The 18,885-nt window shown below is 62.1% G+C and carries 12 protein-coding genes; 9 read left to right on the top strand and 3 right to left on the bottom strand.

Annotated features, from left to right (window positions below; genetic code table 11):
- The first annotated feature begins 116 nt into the window (after positions 1-116).
- The 5 genes from K728_RS0117815 (at position 117) to sufU (ending at position 9,266) form a co-directional block, all read left to right on the top strand.
- The gene (locus K728_RS0117815; protein WP_024477527.1) at positions 117-2,762 is read left to right on the top strand and encodes a LuxR C-terminal-related transcriptional regulator; all 2,646 of its coding nucleotides are present in this window, start codon (positions 117-119) and stop codon (positions 2,760-2,762) included.
- Positions 2,755-5,445: a LuxR C-terminal-related transcriptional regulator gene (locus K728_RS0117810; RefSeq protein WP_443111017.1), complete on the top strand. Its 2,691-nt coding sequence runs from the start codon at positions 2,755-2,757 to the stop codon at positions 5,443-5,445. The genes K728_RS0117815 and K728_RS0117810 overlap by 8 nt, the downstream gene beginning before the upstream one ends.
- A 483-nt stretch (positions 5,446-5,928) precedes the next feature.
- Positions 5,929-7,425 (top strand): sugar transferase, encoded by a 1,497-nt coding sequence (locus K728_RS0117805; protein WP_084442942.1) that lies wholly within the window; start codon positions 5,929-5,931, stop codon positions 7,423-7,425.
- Positions 7,426-7,515: 90 nt separating this feature from the next.
- Positions 7,516-8,814, top strand: a complete 1,299-nt coding sequence (locus K728_RS0117800; protein WP_024477524.1) for a SufS family cysteine desulfurase — start codon at positions 7,516-7,518, stop codon at positions 8,812-8,814.
- A complete protein-coding gene (gene sufU, locus K728_RS0117795; RefSeq protein ID WP_019483608.1) occupies positions 8,814-9,266 on the top strand; it encodes a Fe-S cluster assembly sulfur transfer protein SufU in 453 nt (150 codons plus the stop codon). The genes K728_RS0117800 and sufU overlap by 1 nt, the downstream gene beginning before the upstream one ends.
- Positions 9,267-9,269: 3 nt before the next feature.
- On the opposite strand, the gene nhaA is transcribed toward sufU, so the two are convergent.
- Genes nhaA through K728_RS0117780 form a run of 3 tightly spaced genes read right to left on the bottom strand, consistent with a single transcriptional unit; the run spans position 9,270 to position 11,383 of the window.
- Positions 9,270-10,625, bottom strand: a complete 1,356-nt coding sequence (gene nhaA, locus K728_RS0117790) for a Na+/H+ antiporter NhaA (protein WP_019483607.1) — start codon at positions 10,623-10,625, stop codon at positions 9,270-9,272.
- Positions 10,626-10,645: 20 nt separating this feature from the next.
- Positions 10,646-10,867: an SCO4848 family membrane protein gene (locus tag K728_RS0117785; RefSeq protein WP_019483606.1), complete on the bottom strand. Its 222-nt coding sequence runs from the start codon at positions 10,865-10,867 to the stop codon at positions 10,646-10,648.
- 18 nt (positions 10,868-10,885) lie between these two features.
- Positions 10,886-11,383, bottom strand: a complete 498-nt coding sequence (locus K728_RS0117780) for a DUF2505 domain-containing protein (protein ID WP_024477523.1) — start codon at positions 11,381-11,383, stop codon at positions 10,886-10,888.
- 167 nt (positions 11,384-11,550) lie between these two features.
- On the opposite strand from K728_RS0117780, the gene mfd reads away from it, so the two are divergent.
- From mfd to K728_RS0117760, 4 genes are all read left to right on the top strand, one after another.
- Complete coding sequence (mfd, locus tag K728_RS0117775) at positions 11,551-15,219, top strand: transcription-repair coupling factor (protein ID WP_019483604.1); 3,669 nt, start codon at positions 11,551-11,553, stop codon at positions 15,217-15,219.
- A 232-nt stretch (positions 15,220-15,451) separates the two neighbouring features.
- Complete coding sequence (gene deoC / locus K728_RS0117770) at positions 15,452-16,471, top strand: deoxyribose-phosphate aldolase (RefSeq protein ID WP_019483603.1); 1,020 nt, start codon at positions 15,452-15,454, stop codon at positions 16,469-16,471.
- A gap of 9 nt (positions 16,472-16,480) precedes the next feature.
- Positions 16,481-17,980: an aldehyde dehydrogenase family protein gene (locus K728_RS0117765; RefSeq protein ID WP_024477521.1), complete on the top strand. Its 1,500-nt coding sequence runs from the start codon at positions 16,481-16,483 to the stop codon at positions 17,978-17,980.
- Positions 17,977-18,855, top strand: coding sequence for an aldehyde dehydrogenase family protein (locus K728_RS0117760; protein ID WP_024477520.1), 879 nt, complete (start codon positions 17,977-17,979; stop codon positions 18,853-18,855). Before K728_RS0117765 ends, K728_RS0117760 begins: the two co-directional genes overlap by 4 nt.
- Positions 18,856-18,885 lie beyond the last annotated feature (30 nt).

Here is an 18,885-nt window from a genome sequence, read left to right as displayed (position 1 = left end):
GCGTAGGGACGTTCTCTACATCACCGTAAGACCTGGAGGCGGGAGACAGCCGCTTCCTCGGAACTGCCGGGCTGGGACGACTCGCCGTGCCGACCTGCACCATGTAGTGGGGCGCTATGTTTGCGGTGCAAGGAGACTGGCCGATTATTGGCCGGGATGAAGAGTTGGACAAACTGCGGGAAGCCGTGCGCAGATCAGACTGTCGCGGTGCGATATTGACGGGTCAGGCTGGAATAGGCAAAACGGTTCTGGCGCAGAAGGTGGCCCGCGAGGTCGATGAGGACTATGAGCTTCTCTACATCAGGGGGAGTGCACTCACCTCGGGTATGCAGTATGGAGCGCTCAATTTTGTTCTCACGGAGCTGGACGATGAGGCCGTCGACAACCCTCTGATCCTCCTGAAGAGTTTGCGGGATCTGTTTTCAAAACGGATAGCTGGCAAGCAGACACTTATACTTGTTGATAACTTAGAGGATCTAGACAGCGCCTCTGCGATGGCGATAGCACACCTTGTTCGGGCCGGAGCCGCCAAAGTGCTCCTCATTTGTCAACACCTTCAGGCCGCACCCGACGATTTTAGCGACCTCTGGAAAGACGATCTTATTCACCGGGTCGATGTCAAACCGTTGTCCCTTGCTGACTCCAATCGATTACTCACCGCAGGGCTTCCTGGATCGGTGTCCCGATCCGTTGTCCTGGATATGTGGCATGCCAGTGGCGGCAATCCGCTATTCCTGCAGGCCATCGCCCGGGAGCAAGTCGAATCTGGCTACATCACCACCCAAGACGGCATCTGGGTGTCAGGCTCCCGGAAGACGCCGGATCCTGGTCGTATTATCACCGAACGGATCTCCACCAGTCTCGATCGGTTGACCCCAAATCAGCGAAAAACAGCAGAAATCGTCTCAATCGTCGGCGTGATCCCGCTGGAACTTCTCGATGAATTCTCGGGCGAGGCCGAGTTGGATGCACTCGTCGAAACAGGGGTCTTCCAGATCGATCATACGCAGCGGCCGATGGTTCGAATCGCTGTTGGTTTGATCGGCGACGTGATTCGACGACAGGTTCCACTCGGCCGGAGCCGGGACCTTCTTCACCAACTCGCAGCTTCCTCACTCAGCTTGCCGATGCCAGCGTTAAGCCGGATGAATTATGCGGCTTGGTGCCTGGAATGCTCGATGGACATCGCTCCGAAGTTAGCGATTGACGCCGCACGGTTAGCGAACCGCTATTACGACACGGATAGTGCACTTCGGTTCTTGAAGGCTGTTCCAGAAGAATTGAAGGGCGCATCGGAAGTCACAGAAGAAGCACGTGCATACGGGATACAGGGCGAGACTGATCGAGCGCTGGCCATTCTTGACAAAAATGATGGGTATGCACAGAACAGTTCGTTGCATGAGTGGGTCGGCATCCAAATGCTCAGGTGTCGACTCCTCACTAAGAATCCTGATCGTCACACGCAAGTGGATAGCATTCTCCACTTGGTTCGCGAGCGGGTGCAGGAAGAACAAGCCGACCACGGGGGTTCGGACGGATTGTTGGTCGAAATCGAGTTACTCGACGCCGAGTTGAGGGCGTACAACGGCAGGTACACATCGATGATTGAGCCCCTGGATGAGCTACTCAAGCAGGGCGAAGCGATGGATCCAGCTGTGCGTCATCAGTTCTGTGGCTGGCTGGCAGAGGCACTGAGTATGACAGGTCGCCAGGAAGACGCTGTTCAACTCAGTCGCCTAGTGGTGCTGCGATTATCCGACACCGACGAAGACCCGCTACTCGCAGAGTCCGCCTGGGCACGGCTGTTTTCAGTCATGCTGATTTCCGGCGAATGGGAACAGTGTCTATCAATGCTGAGTGAACATACGCAAGGATCACTTGCCGGGATCTTTGATGGGACCTCTCTCGAGCTAGCAGAAGGGTGTCTCTACGCCTACGCCGGCCGGGGTGATGACGCACTCGCTAAGCTCCTTCCAGCCGTCAGCCAGCTTAGGATTCGTGATCACCAGGATTTCCTGTCTCTTGCGGAAGCCGCGACTGCATACTCGTACTCCCTCACTGGGGATGTGAAATCATCGATGTCCCACCTCAAGGAGGTGGACTTAGAATCTCGCCGGTATGACTGGCATACCAGCCGGGCGACTCGGTACTTTGCCGTTCTGGCGTCAACTGCGACCCGCGACCCCCTCCACGCGGCCCAAGACATGCTCGAGCTAGCAGACGAGGATAGGGCTGAAGGAAACTTGGGACACGAGCTATTTTTTCTCTGCCAGGCAGTCCAGCTCGGACTGGACGATGTGGCTGAGCGGCTAGCCACGAGCGGGATGGACAGCCAAGGTGCCTACGCAGCTACCTGCGCGCTGTACGGAAAAGGAATAGCATCAGGAGACGCGGACCAGATGCTCAGAGCAGCCCAGATGGCCGCCGGAGTTGGTAACCTCCGGTTGGCTGTCGATGCTGCTTCCCTCGTGCAGAGACTGACTGCAGGCAGCGCATCGGAAGGAGATAGGGCGGCCGCTGTCGCCGCGGACGATGTACTCCGATCGCTCGGGCGCGGAAGTGGGGAGTTACGCCAACGGGCGCTTGAAAGCCTAACCGAGAGAGAGCGAGGCATAGCACTACTCGTCGCCGAGGGATCGACCAACCGGCAGATAGCTTCGATACTCACCTTGTCCATCCGAACGGTCGAAGGACACATTTATCAGGTATATGCCAAATTGGGTGTGTCGAACCGTAGCCAGCTGAAGATGATCCTTGCGTAGGTCTGAGACAGCTGAAGATATACGCTCCCCTCCAACTCATTTGGTTGGGAGACAAGTCTTGGTCGCTCAAATCCTTGAGCAGTTATCCGAAGCCCATCTTTATGGCGCCCTGGTGGTTGGCGAGCCAGGACTAGGTAAAACTGCCCTGTCCAGGGCCATCGTCGATGCTCTGGCCGATGAGGCGACCGTTATTCGCATCGGGGCTCAGCCATCTTTGAAAAAGGTTCCTTATGGTGCAATTGCACCGTATTTAACGGACCTGTCAGTGGCGGACGCGGGGTCGCCCATCGCGATCTACCGTGCACTCACTAAGCACTTAGGGCAGCAAAAGCCCGGGACTCCGGCGCCGCTGTTCGTTGTAGACGATGCACACGACCTCGACGATAGTACAAGCGTCCTACTCACCCAGCTCATCGCCACTCGAAGGGCTCGGGCCCTAGTGCTCGCCCGACCAACGCCAGGACCGCCGTCTGAGTTCCTCGCGCTCTGGCACGACAATATTTTGCATCGATATGACCTTGGTCCGTTGAATTTCCAAGAGATCCATGAGCTTTGCGTGAGGGAGCTAGGGGATCAGATTCTTTCAAGCGTGACTGCTCTCCTCAGCAAGACCTCAGAGGGCAATCCCATGTTCTTGCTGGCTTTGCTCCACTCGGATACACGTGCGAAGTTTCTCGTCGAGCGAAATGGAGTTTGGTGTCTGGCGGGTGAGCGTCCTGAGATTGACCTTCGACTTACTGACCTCATCCGGGGACAGTTGCGCGGGCGCACTCCGGCCGAGCTGGAGGTACTCGAAACCGTAGCGCTGGCTGAACCCGTAGCGCTCGGCATTCTGCGGACGAGTTGCGATCCCGAAGCCATCGATGCCTTAGCCAGGGACCAGCTGGTGGCCTTTTCGGAAGGAACCGACAAAGGGGTCGCCCTAGCTCACCCTTTGTATGGCGAAGTAATACGGGCTCTTGTGCCGATTGGACGAAGTATAGCTATTCGGAGACGCCTCCTGACGCTTTCGGAGTATCAGACAGGGTCAATCGAAGGGTTTCTTCGCTGGGTTTCGTGGGGCCTTGACTGTGGCGCCAGCATCGACGATGCCACCCTACTGAGGGCTGCAATCGTTGCCAACCGATTGTACGATCCCGCCTTTGCGCTTCGAGCAGCCCGGGAAGTCCAGGCTCCCGAACTCAGATCACGCGCGCTCATCGAAATTGCCCATGCCCGGATGACTAGGGGCGACTTCACTTACGCACGCGAGCTGATAGACGAAACCCTGCAGAACTGCGTAAGCCTGCGGATCGCAAAGGAAGCGACATTGCTTTCAATAGACCTGCGGATGCGGTCCAGAAGCAACTCTGCTGAGATCCGACGTGATGCAGATCGATGGGCCGAGACTATCGACCGAATCGAGCAGCAGCAGGTCGGCGTTTCGGATCGATCCTTGCGGCGCTCCAGGCTCGGATGCCGCATACTGACGTGCTTCGTGATGAATCTGGATGGTCAGTACCAGGAGTCAGAGAAGTATCTTCTTGAGGTTCGAGATCATCCGGAAGGAACCGATGAGACTCGCCTTGCGGCGCTCGCTCTCTTAGGAGAGGTATTTGGGGCGACCGGGCGAGCCCTAGCGGGCGCTGCTGCGACCGCTGAAGCTTTGGCAATCATTGCGGAGCACGGTCACCGATTCTTGCGTCACCAAGAATTCGTGATTACCCGGCACGGAATGTCGCTAGTCCGGGCGGGATCATGGAAGGAAGTTGGAACCCTACTGGCGGATCACTCGCAGCCCACCGATGGCGGGATGATGCTCTTCGGGGGGATGCTCGAATACTTTGAAGGGGTCGTTGCCTTGCGCCAGGGCAAAATGCGGACAGCACGCAAGCGGCTAATACTCGCTGTTGAGGGTTTCAGGGAGTCGGACGTTGCGCAGCTTATGACGATATCGACCGGAATGGCAGCCTATGCATGCGCAATGGCGGGCGATAGTGCTGGCGCTCAACAGTATGCGAGTGAGTTCGCCGCCCTGCCAGCTTATGGTCCCCTTCAGTCTCGACTCCTAGGACAGATCTACGTGGTGGGCGCTGAGGCGAGGTTCAAGGGTGCGGCGGGAAGCATCGCTGAACTTCGCAGGATTGCTCACTATGCAAGTAATTCGGGCATGAAAGCTTTGGCGGCCTCGGCATTGGAACTCGCAGTCCGGCTCGGCGACACAGCGTCCCTCCCCTCGCTTGACGAGATTACCTCCGTTTTTGAAGGTGTTGACGGCGCAGTTGTGAATTCTATGGCCGCGGCGATGCGGGCAAAGGAAGCTGCCGCTCTGGAGTCAGCAGCAGTGAAAGCCAAGAACGCGGACTACCCGCTCATCGCGGCCGAATGCTACGGAACGGCGATTAACATACTCGCTCATAATGGGGCGGGGCAACGGGCACGTGCCCTGCAGTCTCCTTTGAACGAGCTAATCGAAAAGCTTGAAGGATTACAAAGGCCCCAATTCTCTGAGTCTCAGTCAGCGACGAAGCTGACGGAACGCGAGCGCGACATCGTCACCCTAGCCTCCCGGGGGCACTCCAACCGCGACATTGCTGAGCAACAGGGAGTATCGGTGCGCACGGTTGAGGGGCACCTCTACAGGATCTTTGCAAAACTAGGCATCAGCCGGCGCGAGGATCTCCGGGATGTGGACCCAACGTAGCTGTTACTACGTGATCACTGCGGCGTGCTGCGTACGGCATCCGCTCGCGGCAAGTAACACCTTCTGAAAAGATCCCCTTACGAGTAGTCTCCCCCGAGCGAACTCAGGTAGAAGCCACTCGTGTTCGGTTCGTGGCCGATTCATAGGCTTGCCATCGAAAGCAAACCTCTGGCATTTACGAATCGGGTCTCACCATGTTTATAGCCTCAACCCGCGGTGTCGGCCGCAGGCCATGTCGAAGAGCAAACTTTTTCCTGTCTTCATTCAACGGAATCCAGGCCTGGGATGGGCCGCTGGTTCCCCTCTGGACGTGGGCGCAAGATCGACGGACGGAAGTTGGCTGTCATCTTGGTTCACGTCCCCTACAAGCGGAGCCGGCGGCGTCGGAGCCTTCTGAGACCAAGGCTCGTCCCCAGCCGTCGTCGGCTCCTTGTACCAATCGGGTTTGGCGTGTCAGCCCCCGATACTCGACGGCGGCGTGAGATGTTCCAGGCTAAAGGGCAAACGCTAAGTTTTCCATTTCCCTCATCAACTCGGGGGCGACGAGTTCGTCCGGCAACGGTCTCTGGCTTGCCGTGGCGCCGGCGCTACCAACTATCGCTTCGTGTTACCGACACAGTCACCATCGTAGCCACGGTCCTCCTGAGTACCGATTGGATTCTAAAAGCCACATCCAGCGATTCGGCCTATACGCAGACCATCACGTTTGCCATCGCTGTCAGCATCGGATGGCTGGTCATGATGTCGATGTTCCGGACTCGGGATCCACGGTTAATTGGAGTTGGTGCAGCCGAGTACAAGCGAGTTGTCCAGGCGAGCGCTGCCACCTTCAGCTGGATGGCTGTCGTCGTGATCCTCTCAGGAGGTGACAATTTTCGTTACTACCTACTCGTTACCTTTCCTGCCGGGTTACTAGGACTATTGGGCAGTCGTTGGATCTGGCGAAAATGGCTGACCCGTCAGCGTCAATATGGCATGTTTCTTTCCAAAGTTGTCGTGGTAGGGCGCAACGACGATGTCCAGTACGTAGTCAAGCAGTTATCGAAGAAGACCGGGGCGGTCTACGAAGTGGTAGGGGCAGTCCTGGAAGGCAAAAGCCGTTCACATACTGTTCTGGCTGGCGATCGGTTTGTTCCGGTTGTCTACGGATTGAGTAACGTCGAGCACTCAGTCGCAAAGACTGGGGCTGACGCCGTTATTGTTGCTGGGCATCTGCACAAGGGAAGCAAATATATCCGAGAACTCGGCTGGAGGCTGGAACGCTCCTCCACAGAGCTGGTTCTCGCTTCAACCTTGACTAACGTAGCTGGTCCCCGGATTCAGATGAGGCCGGTGGAGGGATTGCCGCTCATGCATGTTGAGATGCCCCAGTTCACAGGTGGGCGTCACGTCGTTAAGCGCTTGATGGACGTGGTCCTATCCGGGCTCGCTCTCATCGTACTGGCACCCGTTTTTATCGTGGTTGCGCTGCTGATTCGTCGCGATAGCCCTGGCCCGGTTTTCTTCAAGCAAGAACGAGTGGGACGGGGATCGGGCCGGTTTCCCATGTACAAGTTTCGTTCGATGGTAGTCACAGCTGAAGCGGATCTTGCCGCGCTACGGGATCGCAACGAAGGAAATGGCGTGCTTTTCAAGATGCGCCATGACCCGCGGGTTACTAAGGTTGGCGGGTGGTTGCGCAAGTACTCAATAGATGAGCTCCCACAGCTTTACAACGTCCTCAGAGGGGATATGGCCCTGGTTGGGCCACGGCCACCCTTGGCGAGCGAAGTGTCCGGTTACGATGGACATACACATCGACGTCTTCTCATTAAGCCGGGTCTGACAGGCCTGTGGCAGATCAGCGGACGGTCCGATCTCGACTGGGCCGAGAGTGTTCGTCTGGACCTCTACTACGTAGAGAACTGGTCGGTGACGGGGGACTTCATGATTATGTGGCGTACCTTTAAGGTCATGATTCGGCCGGTCGGTGCATATTAGAATTTTCCCTGCAAGACGTTCAGAAGATCTTCGGTAGTGTGCTGTCGGGCGTAGAGTGAATGAGCCCAGCAACAACCGAGGAGGGCCCGCTTGTCCATTCCGTCAGCTCCGCACCACCCGTTGACCGACACCGAGGTGAGGCGGATCCGCAACGATTTCCCCATTCTGGACACCCAGGTCAATTCTCGGCCACTGATCTACCTGGATACGGGTGCGACCTCGCAAAACCCGATCACCGTGCTCGAGGCTGAGCAGGAATTCTACGAGCAGCGCAATGCGGCGGTCCACAGGGGAGCCCACTCCCTCGCAGTTGACGCCACCGACGCCTTCGAGGCTGCCCGTGACACCATCGCGGCTTTCGTTGGCGCGGCGGTGGACGAGATCGTCTGGACCTCCAACGCCACTGAGGCCATCAACCTGGTGGCCTACTCTTTCTCGAATGCCTCGGCGGGCCGTGGCGGATCCGCGGCTGCGCGCTTCGTCATCGGTCCAGGCGACGAAATTGTTGTCACCGAGATGGAGCATCACGCCAACCTCATTCCGTGGCAGGAGTTGGCAGCCCGCACCGGTGCCACGCTCCGGTACATCCCGGTTGACGACGACGGCGCGCTTCGCCTGGACGAGGCGGCGACCATCATCAATCAGGCCACCGCAATCGTCGCCTTTACCCACGCCTCCAACGTATTGGGCACCATCAACCCCGTCGCGGAGCTGGTGGCCCTGGCGCAGCAGCATGGGGCGCTGACCGTCCTCGACGCGTGCCAGTCGGTGCCGCACCTGCCGGTCGACGTGCACGCGCTCGACATCGATTTCATGGCCTTCTCCGGGCACAAGATGCTGGGTCCCACCGGGATCGGCGCCCTCTACGGGCGAGCCGAACTGCTCAACGCGATGCCCCCCTTCCTGACCGGGGGATCCATGATCACCACGGTCACCATGGAACGGGCCGAATACCTTCCCGCACCTGCACGGTTCGAAGCCGGCACCCAGCGGATCTCCCAGGCCATCGCCCTGGCGGCGGCGGCAAACTACCTTACCGAAACTGGCATGCAGCGCATCCAACAATGGGAAGAGACACTCGGCAAACAACTGGTCGACGGACTGAGCCAGCTGCCCGGGATCAGGGTCCTCGGACCGGCCGCGGGTGTGCAACGGATTGGGTTGGCGGCGTTCGACGTCGACGGCGTCCACGCCCACGACGTCGGCCAGTACCTGGATCATCAGGGCATCGCCGTGCGGGTGGGGCACCACTGCGCCCAGCCGTTGCACCGTCGGCTCGGCCTGACCGCGACCACCCGCGCCAGCACCTACCTCTACAACACCAGCGATGAAGTGGATGCCTTCCTGGCAGCCGTCGCCGGTGTGCGCCCGTTCTTTGGAGTCAAATAATGTCCGATGACCTGCAGCAGCTCTATCAACAGATCATCCTTGATCATGCCAAGGAGCGGCACGGTGCCGGGCTGTTGGAGCACGACGGCGTCGGGACCCTCGGAGAGTCCCACCAGCTGAACCCGGTATGCGGAGATGAGATTACCCTGCGAGCCATCCTCGCGAACGGTGTGTTGACCAGCGTCAGTTGGGACGGCGCCGGCTGCGCCATCTCCATGTCCTCGGCCTCGGTCATGACCGATTTGATGCAGGGTCTGGGCCGCGACGAGGTGATGGATCTGGTGGACGAGTTCAGGACCGTCATGCGCTCGCGCGGACGGGTCACACCCAACGAGGAAGTGCTTGGGGACGCGGCAGCCCTCGCCGGAGTCTCCCGCTATCCGGCCCGCGTCAAGTGCGCGATGCTGGCCTGGGTGGCGCTCGAAGAGGCGCTGCTCGCAGCGAACCGGTAACGGCTACTGGCGGTTCCGGTCCTCGAACAGGTCGGGGACGCCGTCGTCGTTGGCGTCGATTTGTTCGGCTTCCACGACCCGGCGGTAGTGCTTGTTCCGGCTGCGAAGGATCACCGAGGCGGCCAGCGCAGCAATCACCGAGGCGCCCAGGATGGCCACCTTCGCGTGATCGTTGTGCTCTGATCCCTGCTCGAAGCTCAGGTCGTTGACCAGGAGCGACACCGTGAAGCCCACCCCAGCGAGCAACCCGACGCCGAGCAGGTCAATCCACCGCAGGTCGGGGTCGAGGTTCGCCCGGGTGGTTTTGGTCAGGGCGAACGTGGTCAACAGGATGCCGACCGGTTTACCCAGCACCAGCCCGGCAACGATCCCCAGCGTCACCGTGTCCCCGATCGCTGACATCAACCCTTCGGGCCCTCCGACGGCGACTCCGGCAGAGAAGAAAGCGAATACGGGCACCGCAAAGCCGGTGGACAGTGGACGGAACCGGTGTTCAAAAATCTCCGCGAGCCCAGGTTTGTTGGGGCGCGGCAGTTTGATGGTGCCGTCCTTGGTCTTACGCAGCACTGGAACCAGGAACCCCAGCAGGACGCCGGCAACGGTCGCATGGACTCCGGAGGCATGCATCAGGATCCACGTTGCCACACCGATCGGCAGGAGGATCAGCCAGGCGGCGGGGGTGTGTCGGCCGAAATACTTGGGGTTCTTCTGGGCCAGGAAACCAAACAGGGCCAGCGGGACCAGCATGAACAGCAGGTAGGTGAACTCCACGTCGTCTGAGTAGAAGAACGCAATAATCCCGATCGCCATCAGGTCATCGACCACGGCGAGGGTAAGCAGAAAGACCCGCAACGCACTGGGGAGGTGGGAACTGATTACCGCCAGCACCGCCAGGGCGAACGCAATATCGGTGGCCGTGGGGATAGCCCACCCCCTGAGCGACTCGGGGGAGGACAGGTTGATCGCCACGTAGAAGAGGGCCGGTACCAGGACGCCACCGGCAGCGGCGGTCACCGGAACCACGGCCCGGCTGAACTTTCTGAGGTCTCCCGCGACAAACTCGCGCTTAAGCTCGAGACCCACCAGAAAGAAGAAGATCGCGAGTAGACCGTCTGCGGCCCACGCGCCAACGCTCAGCCGAAGGTGCCACGGCTCATAGCCGAACTCGAAGTCCCGGATTGCGAAGTAGCTGGCTGATGCTGGGGAGTTGGCCCAGACCAGTGCCACGACTGCTGCAATGAGCAACAGGATGCCGCCAACGGTTTCCTTGCGGAGAATCTCACTGATGCGCTGGTACTCGGGATAGCTCGACCGCCCGAGGACCTGTTTGGGGGGTTGAGGTTCCTGGTTATTGCTCACTTTTCGACCTATCCAACTGCTTAGCTAACCAGGGTGCGGATGCCGATCACCAGGGTGGCAAGGCCCAGGATCATTGAGGTGCTGATCAGCATGAAATGGACCTTGAGGAAACGGGTCGGGGCTCCCCGCTCGTCTTTCGAACGGGGGTCCTTGAAGATTCGCCGGAGGAAGGGTGGCCAGACGATCAAGGTCCAGACGCCGCTAAGAATGAGAATCAGGGCTAAAGGGGTGGGGAGTGACACGGGTTTTTCCTTCTCTGCCTAGCGGCGTTCAAGCCATTTGCTGGCTTCGGAGGCCTGAAGGTTAAGGGCTTTACCGATCATCGGCTCTGCCGCCGAGGCGATCTTCGCTCCCATGAATGGAATCGAAGAGCTCACGGTGCCGGTCAGCTCCACCCGGGTGGCCGCGTCGACGGCGACGAGGCGCTGCTCGGCGTCGACGGTGAGCGGAACGCCGGCGACGGTCATGGTGATCTTGGCAACACGTGACCCATCGGGCAGGGGCGCTGCCCACTGTTCGGTCTGCGTGACGGTAAGGCTGTCGCCGACAAACTTACGCGCCATCTCCGGGAGCCGCTTCGTGGGGAGGGTGCGGACAGCGGTCAGGGTGAAGGCAGCCGCTGTGTCACCGTCGACCGTCACTGATTTCAGGGTGCCGCCGACGTGCTCGCTGACATGCTTCAGGAAGGCCTCGTCGGTGAAGACTCCGGTCACTGTGGCAGCGTCGTAGGGCAGGGTGGTTGAGGCGTTCAGTGCCAAGGATCCTCCGAAGTTGAAAGGCGTTTTGCGTCCCACCTATCCTAAGGCCTGATCGGGCGCCACGGTCGGCCCGCAGGGTAGGCTTGGGGTATCCCCGGAATTCGACAGAATTTCGGGCTTTTGTGCTGGGTAGGACCGACCTGGGAGTCCCCAGCACCTGAAACTTTATGACCGAATATTTGCTGGAACTGACGGATCCTGTAGGAGAACCTTTGAGCCTGAACGGACTGCGCGCCGCACTGATCGAGGACACGTCCTTCGCCCGGGTGCGGATGAACGCATCACACGGCAGCAGCGAGCGAAACACCGACCTGCAGATCGGTGCGCCCGCAGGGCTGCGGGCTGCCCTCCTCGCCGAGATGGTGGATGGACTCGAGGCGTCGGTTGACTCCAGGCCAGCCGGCGACGACGCCCGGTCACCAGTGGTCCTGGCAGTGACAGCGACCGGCCGGGAAGCGGAGGACCTGGCGGCCGCGCTCAGGAGCTACCTGCCGGCGTCGGACATTGAGGAGTTCCCCAGTTGGGAAACCCTGCCGCATGAACGGTTGTCACCCCGATCCGACACCGTTGGTCGTCGACTCTCGGTGCTGCGCCGCCTCGCCCATCCCGAGGGTCAACCCGTACGGATCATGGTCGCTCCCATCCGGGCTGTGGTGCAGCCACTGGTCGCTGGTCTCGGCGAACTGTTGCCCGTCACCCTGACCGTCGGACAGGACGCGGCGTTCACCGACGTGGTCAGGGCGCTCTCCGACGCAGCCTATGCCCGGGTGGACATGGTCACCCACCGCGGCGAGTTCGCCGTCCGCGGCGGCATCATCGATGTGTTCCCGCCCACCGAGGACCACCCCATCCGGGTCGAGTTCTTCGGCGACGAGGTGGAGGCGATGCGCTGGTTCGCCGTCGCCGACCAGCGGTCACTGGTGCGGGAGGAAGACGGCAGCCCGGCCGCGTTGTTCGCGCCGCCCTGCCGCGAAATCCTCATCACCCCATCGGTGATGTCCCGGGCCGCCCTCCTGAAGCCCGATCTGCCGGCGGCGGCAGCCATGCTGGAAAAAATTGCCGGCGGAATTGCGGTCGAAGGGATGGAATCCCTGGCACCGGTCCTGGTGGACTCAATGGTGCCGCTGGTAGGCGAACTCCCGGCCGGGTCGATCGCCGTCGTGATCGAACCGGAAAAGGTGCGCACCCGCGCCCACGATCTCGCTGCGACCAATGAGGAGTTCCTTGAGGCGGCCTGGGCAACAGCGTCCGACGGCGGCGCCGCGCCGCTGGACCTGGGCGGCACCCTGGGGGCCGACCTCCAGACCGCCAGCTTCAGGTCGCTGACCGACACCCGGTCGGCGGCCCTGGCCAACGCCGTCGCCTGGTGGTCCATCACATCCTTCGGTTCCGACGATTCGCTGCAGGAGTTGTTGCCCGAAATTGACACGTTCACCGTGCACGCACGCGAGCCACGCGGCTACCAGGGCGATGTGGCGGAAATGATGGACTTCCTCGGCAAACGGGTCAGAGACCAGTGGCGGGTGGTGGTCGCCACCGAGGGCCCCGGTCCCGCCGCACGGCTGGCCGAACTGTTCCATGACCATGACATCCCGGCGGCCCGGGTGGACTCGCTCGATTCGCCGCCGCAGCCAGGCATCATCGAGATCACCACAGCCTCCGCCGGCCGCGGCTTCGTGCTGGACTCGCTCAAGCTCGGACTGCTGACCGAGGCGGACCTGTTGGGCAGGACCACCGCGTCCGGCACCCGTGACATGCGCAAGATGCCGTCGAAACGCCGCAACGCCGTCGACCCCCTGCAGCTGCGCGAGGGCGACTACGTGGTGCACGAACAGCACGGCGTCGCCCGATTCGTTGAACTCCTGCAGCGCGCCACCGGCGCCGGCCCCACGAAGACCATCCGCGAGTACCTGCTGCTCGAATACGCGCCGTCCAAACGTGGTGCCCCCGGGGACCGGCTGTTTGTCCCCACCGACCAGCTGGACCAGGTGACCCGGTACGTGGGCGGCGACGCCCCGGCGCTCAGCAAGATGGGTGGCTCCGACTGGGCCAGCACCAAGTCCAAGGCCCGGAAGGCGGTCAAGGAGATCGCCGGGGAGCTGATCCGGCTGTACTCGGCGCGGATGGCATCGCGCGGCTTCGCCTTTTCCACCGACACCCCGTGGCAGCGCGAGCTTGAAGAAGCCTTCCCGTACATCGAAACCCCGGACCAGCTGACCACCATCAACGAGGTCAAGGCCGACATGGAACGCGAAGTGCCGATGGACCGTCTGGTCTCCGGCGACGTCGGCTACGGGAAAACCGAGATCGCCGTGCGGGCCGCGTTCAAAGCCGTCCAGGACGGCAAGCAGGTGGCGGTCCTGGTGCCCACCACGCTGCTGGTGCAGCAGCACAACGAAACCTTCTCCGAACGGTTCTCAGGCTTCCCGGTGCGGGTCAAACCACTGTCCCGGTTTCAGAGTGCCAAGGAATCCAGGGAAACGGTTGAGGGGATCGGCACGGGCGCCGTCGACGTCGTCATCGGCACCCACCGGCTGCTCTCGGACCAGGTGCGGTTCAAGGACCTGGGCCTGGTGATCGTTGACGAGGAGCAGCGCTTTGGCGTGGAGCACAAGGAAGCGCTGAAGAAAATGCGCACCAACGTGGACGTCCTCGCCATGAGTGCGACGCCGATCCCCAGGACGCTCGAAATGTCGCTGACCGGCATCCGGGAAACATCCACCCTCGCCACCCCGCCGGAGGAACGCCACCCGGTACTCACCTATGTGGGCCCCTACACCGACAAGCAGACGTCGGCGGCGGTGCGCCGTGAGCTGATGCGCGAAGGCCAGGTGTTCTTCGTCCACAACCGGGTGTCCTCAATCGACCGGACCGCAGCGCACCTGAAAGAGCTGGTGCCGGAGGCCCGCGTCGCCGTCGCGCACGGCCAGATGAGCGAATCCCGCCTGGAACAAATCATTGTCGACTTCTGGGAGAAACGCTTCGACGTTCTGGTGTGCACCACCATCATTGAGACCGGCCTGGACATCTCCAACGCGAACACGCTGATTGTGGACCGGGCCGACAACTACGGCCTGTCCCAGTTGCACCAGCTCCGCGGCAGGGTGGGGCGCGGCCGGGAGCGGGCCTACGCCTACTTCCTTTACCCGTCAGAGAAGCCGCTCGGCGAGGTGGCTCTGGAGCGGTTGAAGGCCGTCGCGTCGCACAACGAACTCGGTGCCGGCATGCAGCTGGCCATGAAAGACCTCGAGATCCGCGGTGCTGGCAACATGCTCGGCGGCGAACAGTCCGGCCACATCCAGGGTGTTGGCTTCGATCTGTACATCAGGCTGGTCGGGGAGGCGGTTGCGGACTTCCGCGGTGAAGCCGAAGAGAAGACGGCCGAGATGAAGATCGAGCTGCCCGTCAACGCCCACCTGCCCCACGACTACGTGCCGGGGGAGCGGCTGCGCCTGGAGGCCTACCGCAAGCTGGCTTCCGCTGTGACGGACGAGGCAATCGACGGGGTGGTGGAGGAACTCAACGACAGATACGGGGAGCCGCCCGCCCCGGTGGTCAACCTCATTGCGGTGGCCCGGTTCCGGGTGGCGGCGCGTGCCGCGGGCCTGACCGATGTGGCGCTGCAGGGGAACTTCATCAAGTTCGCCCCGGCCGTCCTGCCGGAATCGAAGGAGATGCGGCTCAAGCGCATGTATCCGGGGGCCTCGCTGAAACCGGCGCTGAACGCCGCGCTGATTCCGAAGCCCAAATCCTCACCGGTGGGCGGGCGGGACCTCGCCGACGCCGACATCCTCACCTGGGCCCAGAATGTGGTGGACGCGATCTTCACCGATTAGGCGTACCAGCGGGAAGGCCGGCGACCAGGCTGGCGACCAAGCTGGCGACCAAGGCTGGCGGGCATCGCCGCGGACAGGGCGCGGTGGTAAAGTCGGACGCGACCATACGGGTATGACCTCCTGTCCCACAGCCCCTGGAAACCAGCCGTCAGCAGCGCTGCTGCGGGGACGATCTTCGCTGAGGGAACCGTCCCGCCATGGCACCGAATCAAAGTACGGAGAACACTCAACGATGGAAACTACTGCCACCGGGAGCACCGCGATCGCTCCCGCGTCACGTGCATTGGAAGTGATCGGCGGGGACCTGACGGAGAAGAGCCTGCGACGCTATCTGGAGGGCATTGCCGGCGTTGACGCGGTGGGCCTGGAAGCGCGCGCGGCGGCCCTCGGGACCCGGTCAATCAAGACGACGTCCAAGGCCTGGGCCCTGGACAAGATCATTTCCCTGATCGACCTGACCACTCTCGAAGGGTCAGACACCCCTGGCAAGGTCAGGTCGCTTGTCGCGAAGGCGTTGGTGCCCGACGCCGGCGATCTCTCCACCCCGCGGGTGGCCGCGGTGTGTGTGTATGGCGACATGGTGCCGTACGCGGTCGAGGCGCTGGGGAGGGCCCACGACGCCGATGCCCCGGGCCGTATCAATGTGGCTGCTGTTGCCACGGCGTTCCCGTCCGGGCGCGCGTCGCGGTCGGTGAAGCTCTCGGACACCGCGGACGCGGTCGCGGCGGGTGCGGACGAGATCGACATGGTCATTGACCGTGGCGCCTTCCTGTCGGGCCGGTATGGTCTGGTCTTCGACGAGATCGTTGCGGTGAAGGAGGCCTGCCGTCGCCCCGATGGTTCGTACGCGCATCTGAAGGTGATCCTGGAAACCGGTGAGCTGAATACGTACGACAACATCCGGCGTGCCTCGTGGCTGTCCATCCTGGCCGGCGGGGACTTCATCAAGACTTCCACCGGCAAGGTGGCCCCCGCGGCGACCCTCCCGGTGACGCTGTCCATGCTTGAAGTGGTCCGGGACTGGCACCGCCTGACCGGCGAAAAGATCGGGGTGAAGCCGGCTGGCGGGATCCGCACGTCCAAGGACGCCATCAAGTACCTGGTCACCGTCGCCGAGACCGTTGGAGAGGAATGGCTGGAGCCGGACCTGTTCCGCTTCGGCGCCTCAAGCCTGCTCAATGACGTGCTCCTGCAGCGTCAGAAGCTCACCAGCGGCAGCTACTCCGGCCCTGCCTACGTCACGATCGACTAAGGACTACCCATGACTTTTCTAGAGTACGCACCGGCCCCGGAGTCCACCTCCATCCTGGACCTCAAGAGCGAGTACGGCCTGTTCATCAACGGTGAGTTCGTCCCCGGCAACGGTGAGTCCTTCACCACCATCTCCCCGGCCACCGAGCAGAAGATCACCACCATCTCGTGCGCCAGCGAGGCCGACGTCGATACCGCCGTCGCTGCCGCCCGGCGGGCCTACGAGAAGACCTGGTCGAAGCTCTCCGGCACGGACCGGGGGAAGTACCTGTTCCGTATTGCCCGGCTGGTGCAGGAACGTTCCCGTGAACTGGCCGTCGCCGAAACCCTCGACAACGGCAAGCCGATCAAGGAAAGCCGCGACGTCGACGTTCCCCTGGTGGCCGCGTGGTTCTTCTACTATGCGGGCTGGGCCGACAAACTCGACCATGCAGGGCTGGGCCCGAACCCGCGTTCGCTGGGTGTGGCAGCCCAGGTGATCCCGTGGAACTTCCCGCTTCTGATGCTGGCATGGAAGATTGCCCCGGCCCTGGCCGCCGGCAACACCGTGGTCCTCAAACCCGCCGAGACCACGTCCCTGACTGCCATGCTGTTCGCCGAAATCCTGCAGCAGGCCGACCTGCCGGCAGGTGTGGTCAACATTGTCACCGGCGCGGGGGCCACCGGCTCGGCCCTGGTGAACCATCCGGACGTCAACAAGGTGGCGTTCACGGGGTCCACCGCCGTCGGCCGGTCCATTGCCCGTTCGACTGCCGGGACCGGCAAGAAGCTCACCCTCGAACTCGGCGGCAAGGGCGCGAACATCGTGTTCGATGACGCCCCGATCGACCAGGCCATCGAAGGCATCGTCAACGGGATCTTCTTCAACCAGGGGCAAGTCTGCTGCGCCGGATCACGCCTGCTGGTGCAGGAATCGGTGCATGACGAAGTCGTCGAACGTCTCAAGGAGCGCTTGTCCACCCTGCGGGTAGGGGATCCGCTGGATAAGAACACTGACATTGGTGCCATTAACTCGGCGTCCCAGCTGGGCCGGATGCGTGAGCTCTCCGACATCGGCGAGCAGGAGGGCGCCACCCGGTGGAGCCCGGCGAGTAACCTGCCGCAGCAGGGCTTCTGGTTCCCGCCCACGATTTTCACGAACGTGTCCACCAGCCACCGCATCGCCCGGGACGAGATCTTCGGACCAGTGCTCTCGGTCCTGACGTTCCGCACCCCGACGGAGGCGATTGCGAAGGCCAACAACACCCCGTACGGTCTCTCGGCAGGGATCTGGTCGGACAAGGGCAGCCGGGTCCTCGCGGTCGCCGACAAGTTGCGTGCCGGGGTGGTCTGGGCCAACACGTTCAACAAGTTCGACCCCGCGTCGCCGTTCGGCGGCTACAAGGAATCCGGGTACGGCAGGGAAGGCGGCCGCCACGGACTCGGCGCCTATCTGGCCCCCGCGGCTGGGCCCAAGTCATCGGTCGTCTCAGCCATCATGAACAAGACCCCCCTGGGAGGCTCCAAATGAGCGCTGCACGGCTAGGCGTACCCAAGACATACAAGCTTTACATTGGCGGCAAGTTCGTCCGCAGCGAATCGGGTCGGGTGTATGAGGTAGCAACCAGGAAGGGTGGCCCCATGTTGAACACGGTCAACGCCGCCAAGGGATCTCGCAAGGACGCGCGCGACGCCGTCACCGCCGCCCGCGCTGCCGTGAGCGGCTGGGCCGGAACCTCCGGGTACAACCGCGGCCAGGTGCTGTACCGGATCGTGGAGGTCCTGGACGGGCGCCGGGCGCAGTTCGCCGAGGAAATCGCCGCATCCGAAGGGGTCTCCGATACGGCGGCGGTCGCACAGGTCGATGAAGCCATCGACCTGTGGGTCTGGTACGCCGGCTGGGCCGACAAATACGTGCAGGTGGCAGGTAATGCGAACCCGGTGTCGGGCCCGTACTTCAACCTGTCCACTCCCGAGCCCACCGGCGTCGTCGCGGTCATCGCACCCCAGGGACCCGGTTCGCTGCTCGGGTTTGTCCGCGCCGTCGCGCCGGTGCTGGTCAGCGGGAACACCGTGGTGGTGCTGGGCAACGAGCGTGCACCGCTGGCGGCCCTGAGCCTCGGGGAAGTCCTTGCCACCTCCGACGTGCCCGCCGGCGTCGTGAACATCCTCAGCGGTTCCCCCGCCGAGATCGCCCCCTGGCTGGCCTCCCACGCCGACGTCAACGCCCTGGACCTGCTCGGTGCCGAGAACCTGGACTGGGTGGACCTGCAGATCGCCGCGGCCGAAACCCTGAAACGGGTGCTCCCACCCGAGACCGGGCCCGACGCCGGAGCCCCCTCGATCGACCGGATCACGTTCTTCACCGAAACGAAGACCGTCTGGCACACCAAGGGTCTGCTCTAGCCGTCCCACCGCACAAAAAAGTGGCGGACC

Source organism: Arthrobacter sp. CAL618 (assembly GCF_000468215.1).
Classification (GTDB): Bacteria; Actinomycetota; Actinomycetes; order Actinomycetales; family Micrococcaceae; genus Arthrobacter_D.
This window is presented reverse-complemented; position numbering and strand designations above follow the sequence as displayed.

Coding starts and splice junctions, on each gene's coding strand:
- deoC (WP_019483603.1), top strand. CDS start 15,452: ATGGAAACTACTGCCACCGGGAGCACCGCGATCGCTCCCGCGTCACGT.
- K728_RS0117815 (WP_024477527.1), top strand. CDS start 117: ATGTTTGCGGTGCAAGGAGACTGGCCGATTATTGGCCGGGATGAAGAG.
- mfd (WP_019483604.1), top strand. CDS start 11,551: ATGACCGAATATTTGCTGGAACTGACGGATCCTGTAGGAGAACCTTTG.
- K728_RS0117760 (WP_024477520.1), top strand. CDS start 17,977: ATGAGCGCTGCACGGCTAGGCGTACCCAAGACATACAAGCTTTACATT.
- K728_RS0117805 (WP_084442942.1), top strand. CDS start 5,929: ATGTTCCAGGCTAAAGGGCAAACGCTAAGTTTTCCATTTCCCTCATCA.
- K728_RS0117765 (WP_024477521.1), top strand. CDS start 16,481: ATGACTTTTCTAGAGTACGCACCGGCCCCGGAGTCCACCTCCATCCTG.
- sufU (WP_019483608.1), top strand. CDS start 8,814: ATGTCCGATGACCTGCAGCAGCTCTATCAACAGATCATCCTTGATCAT.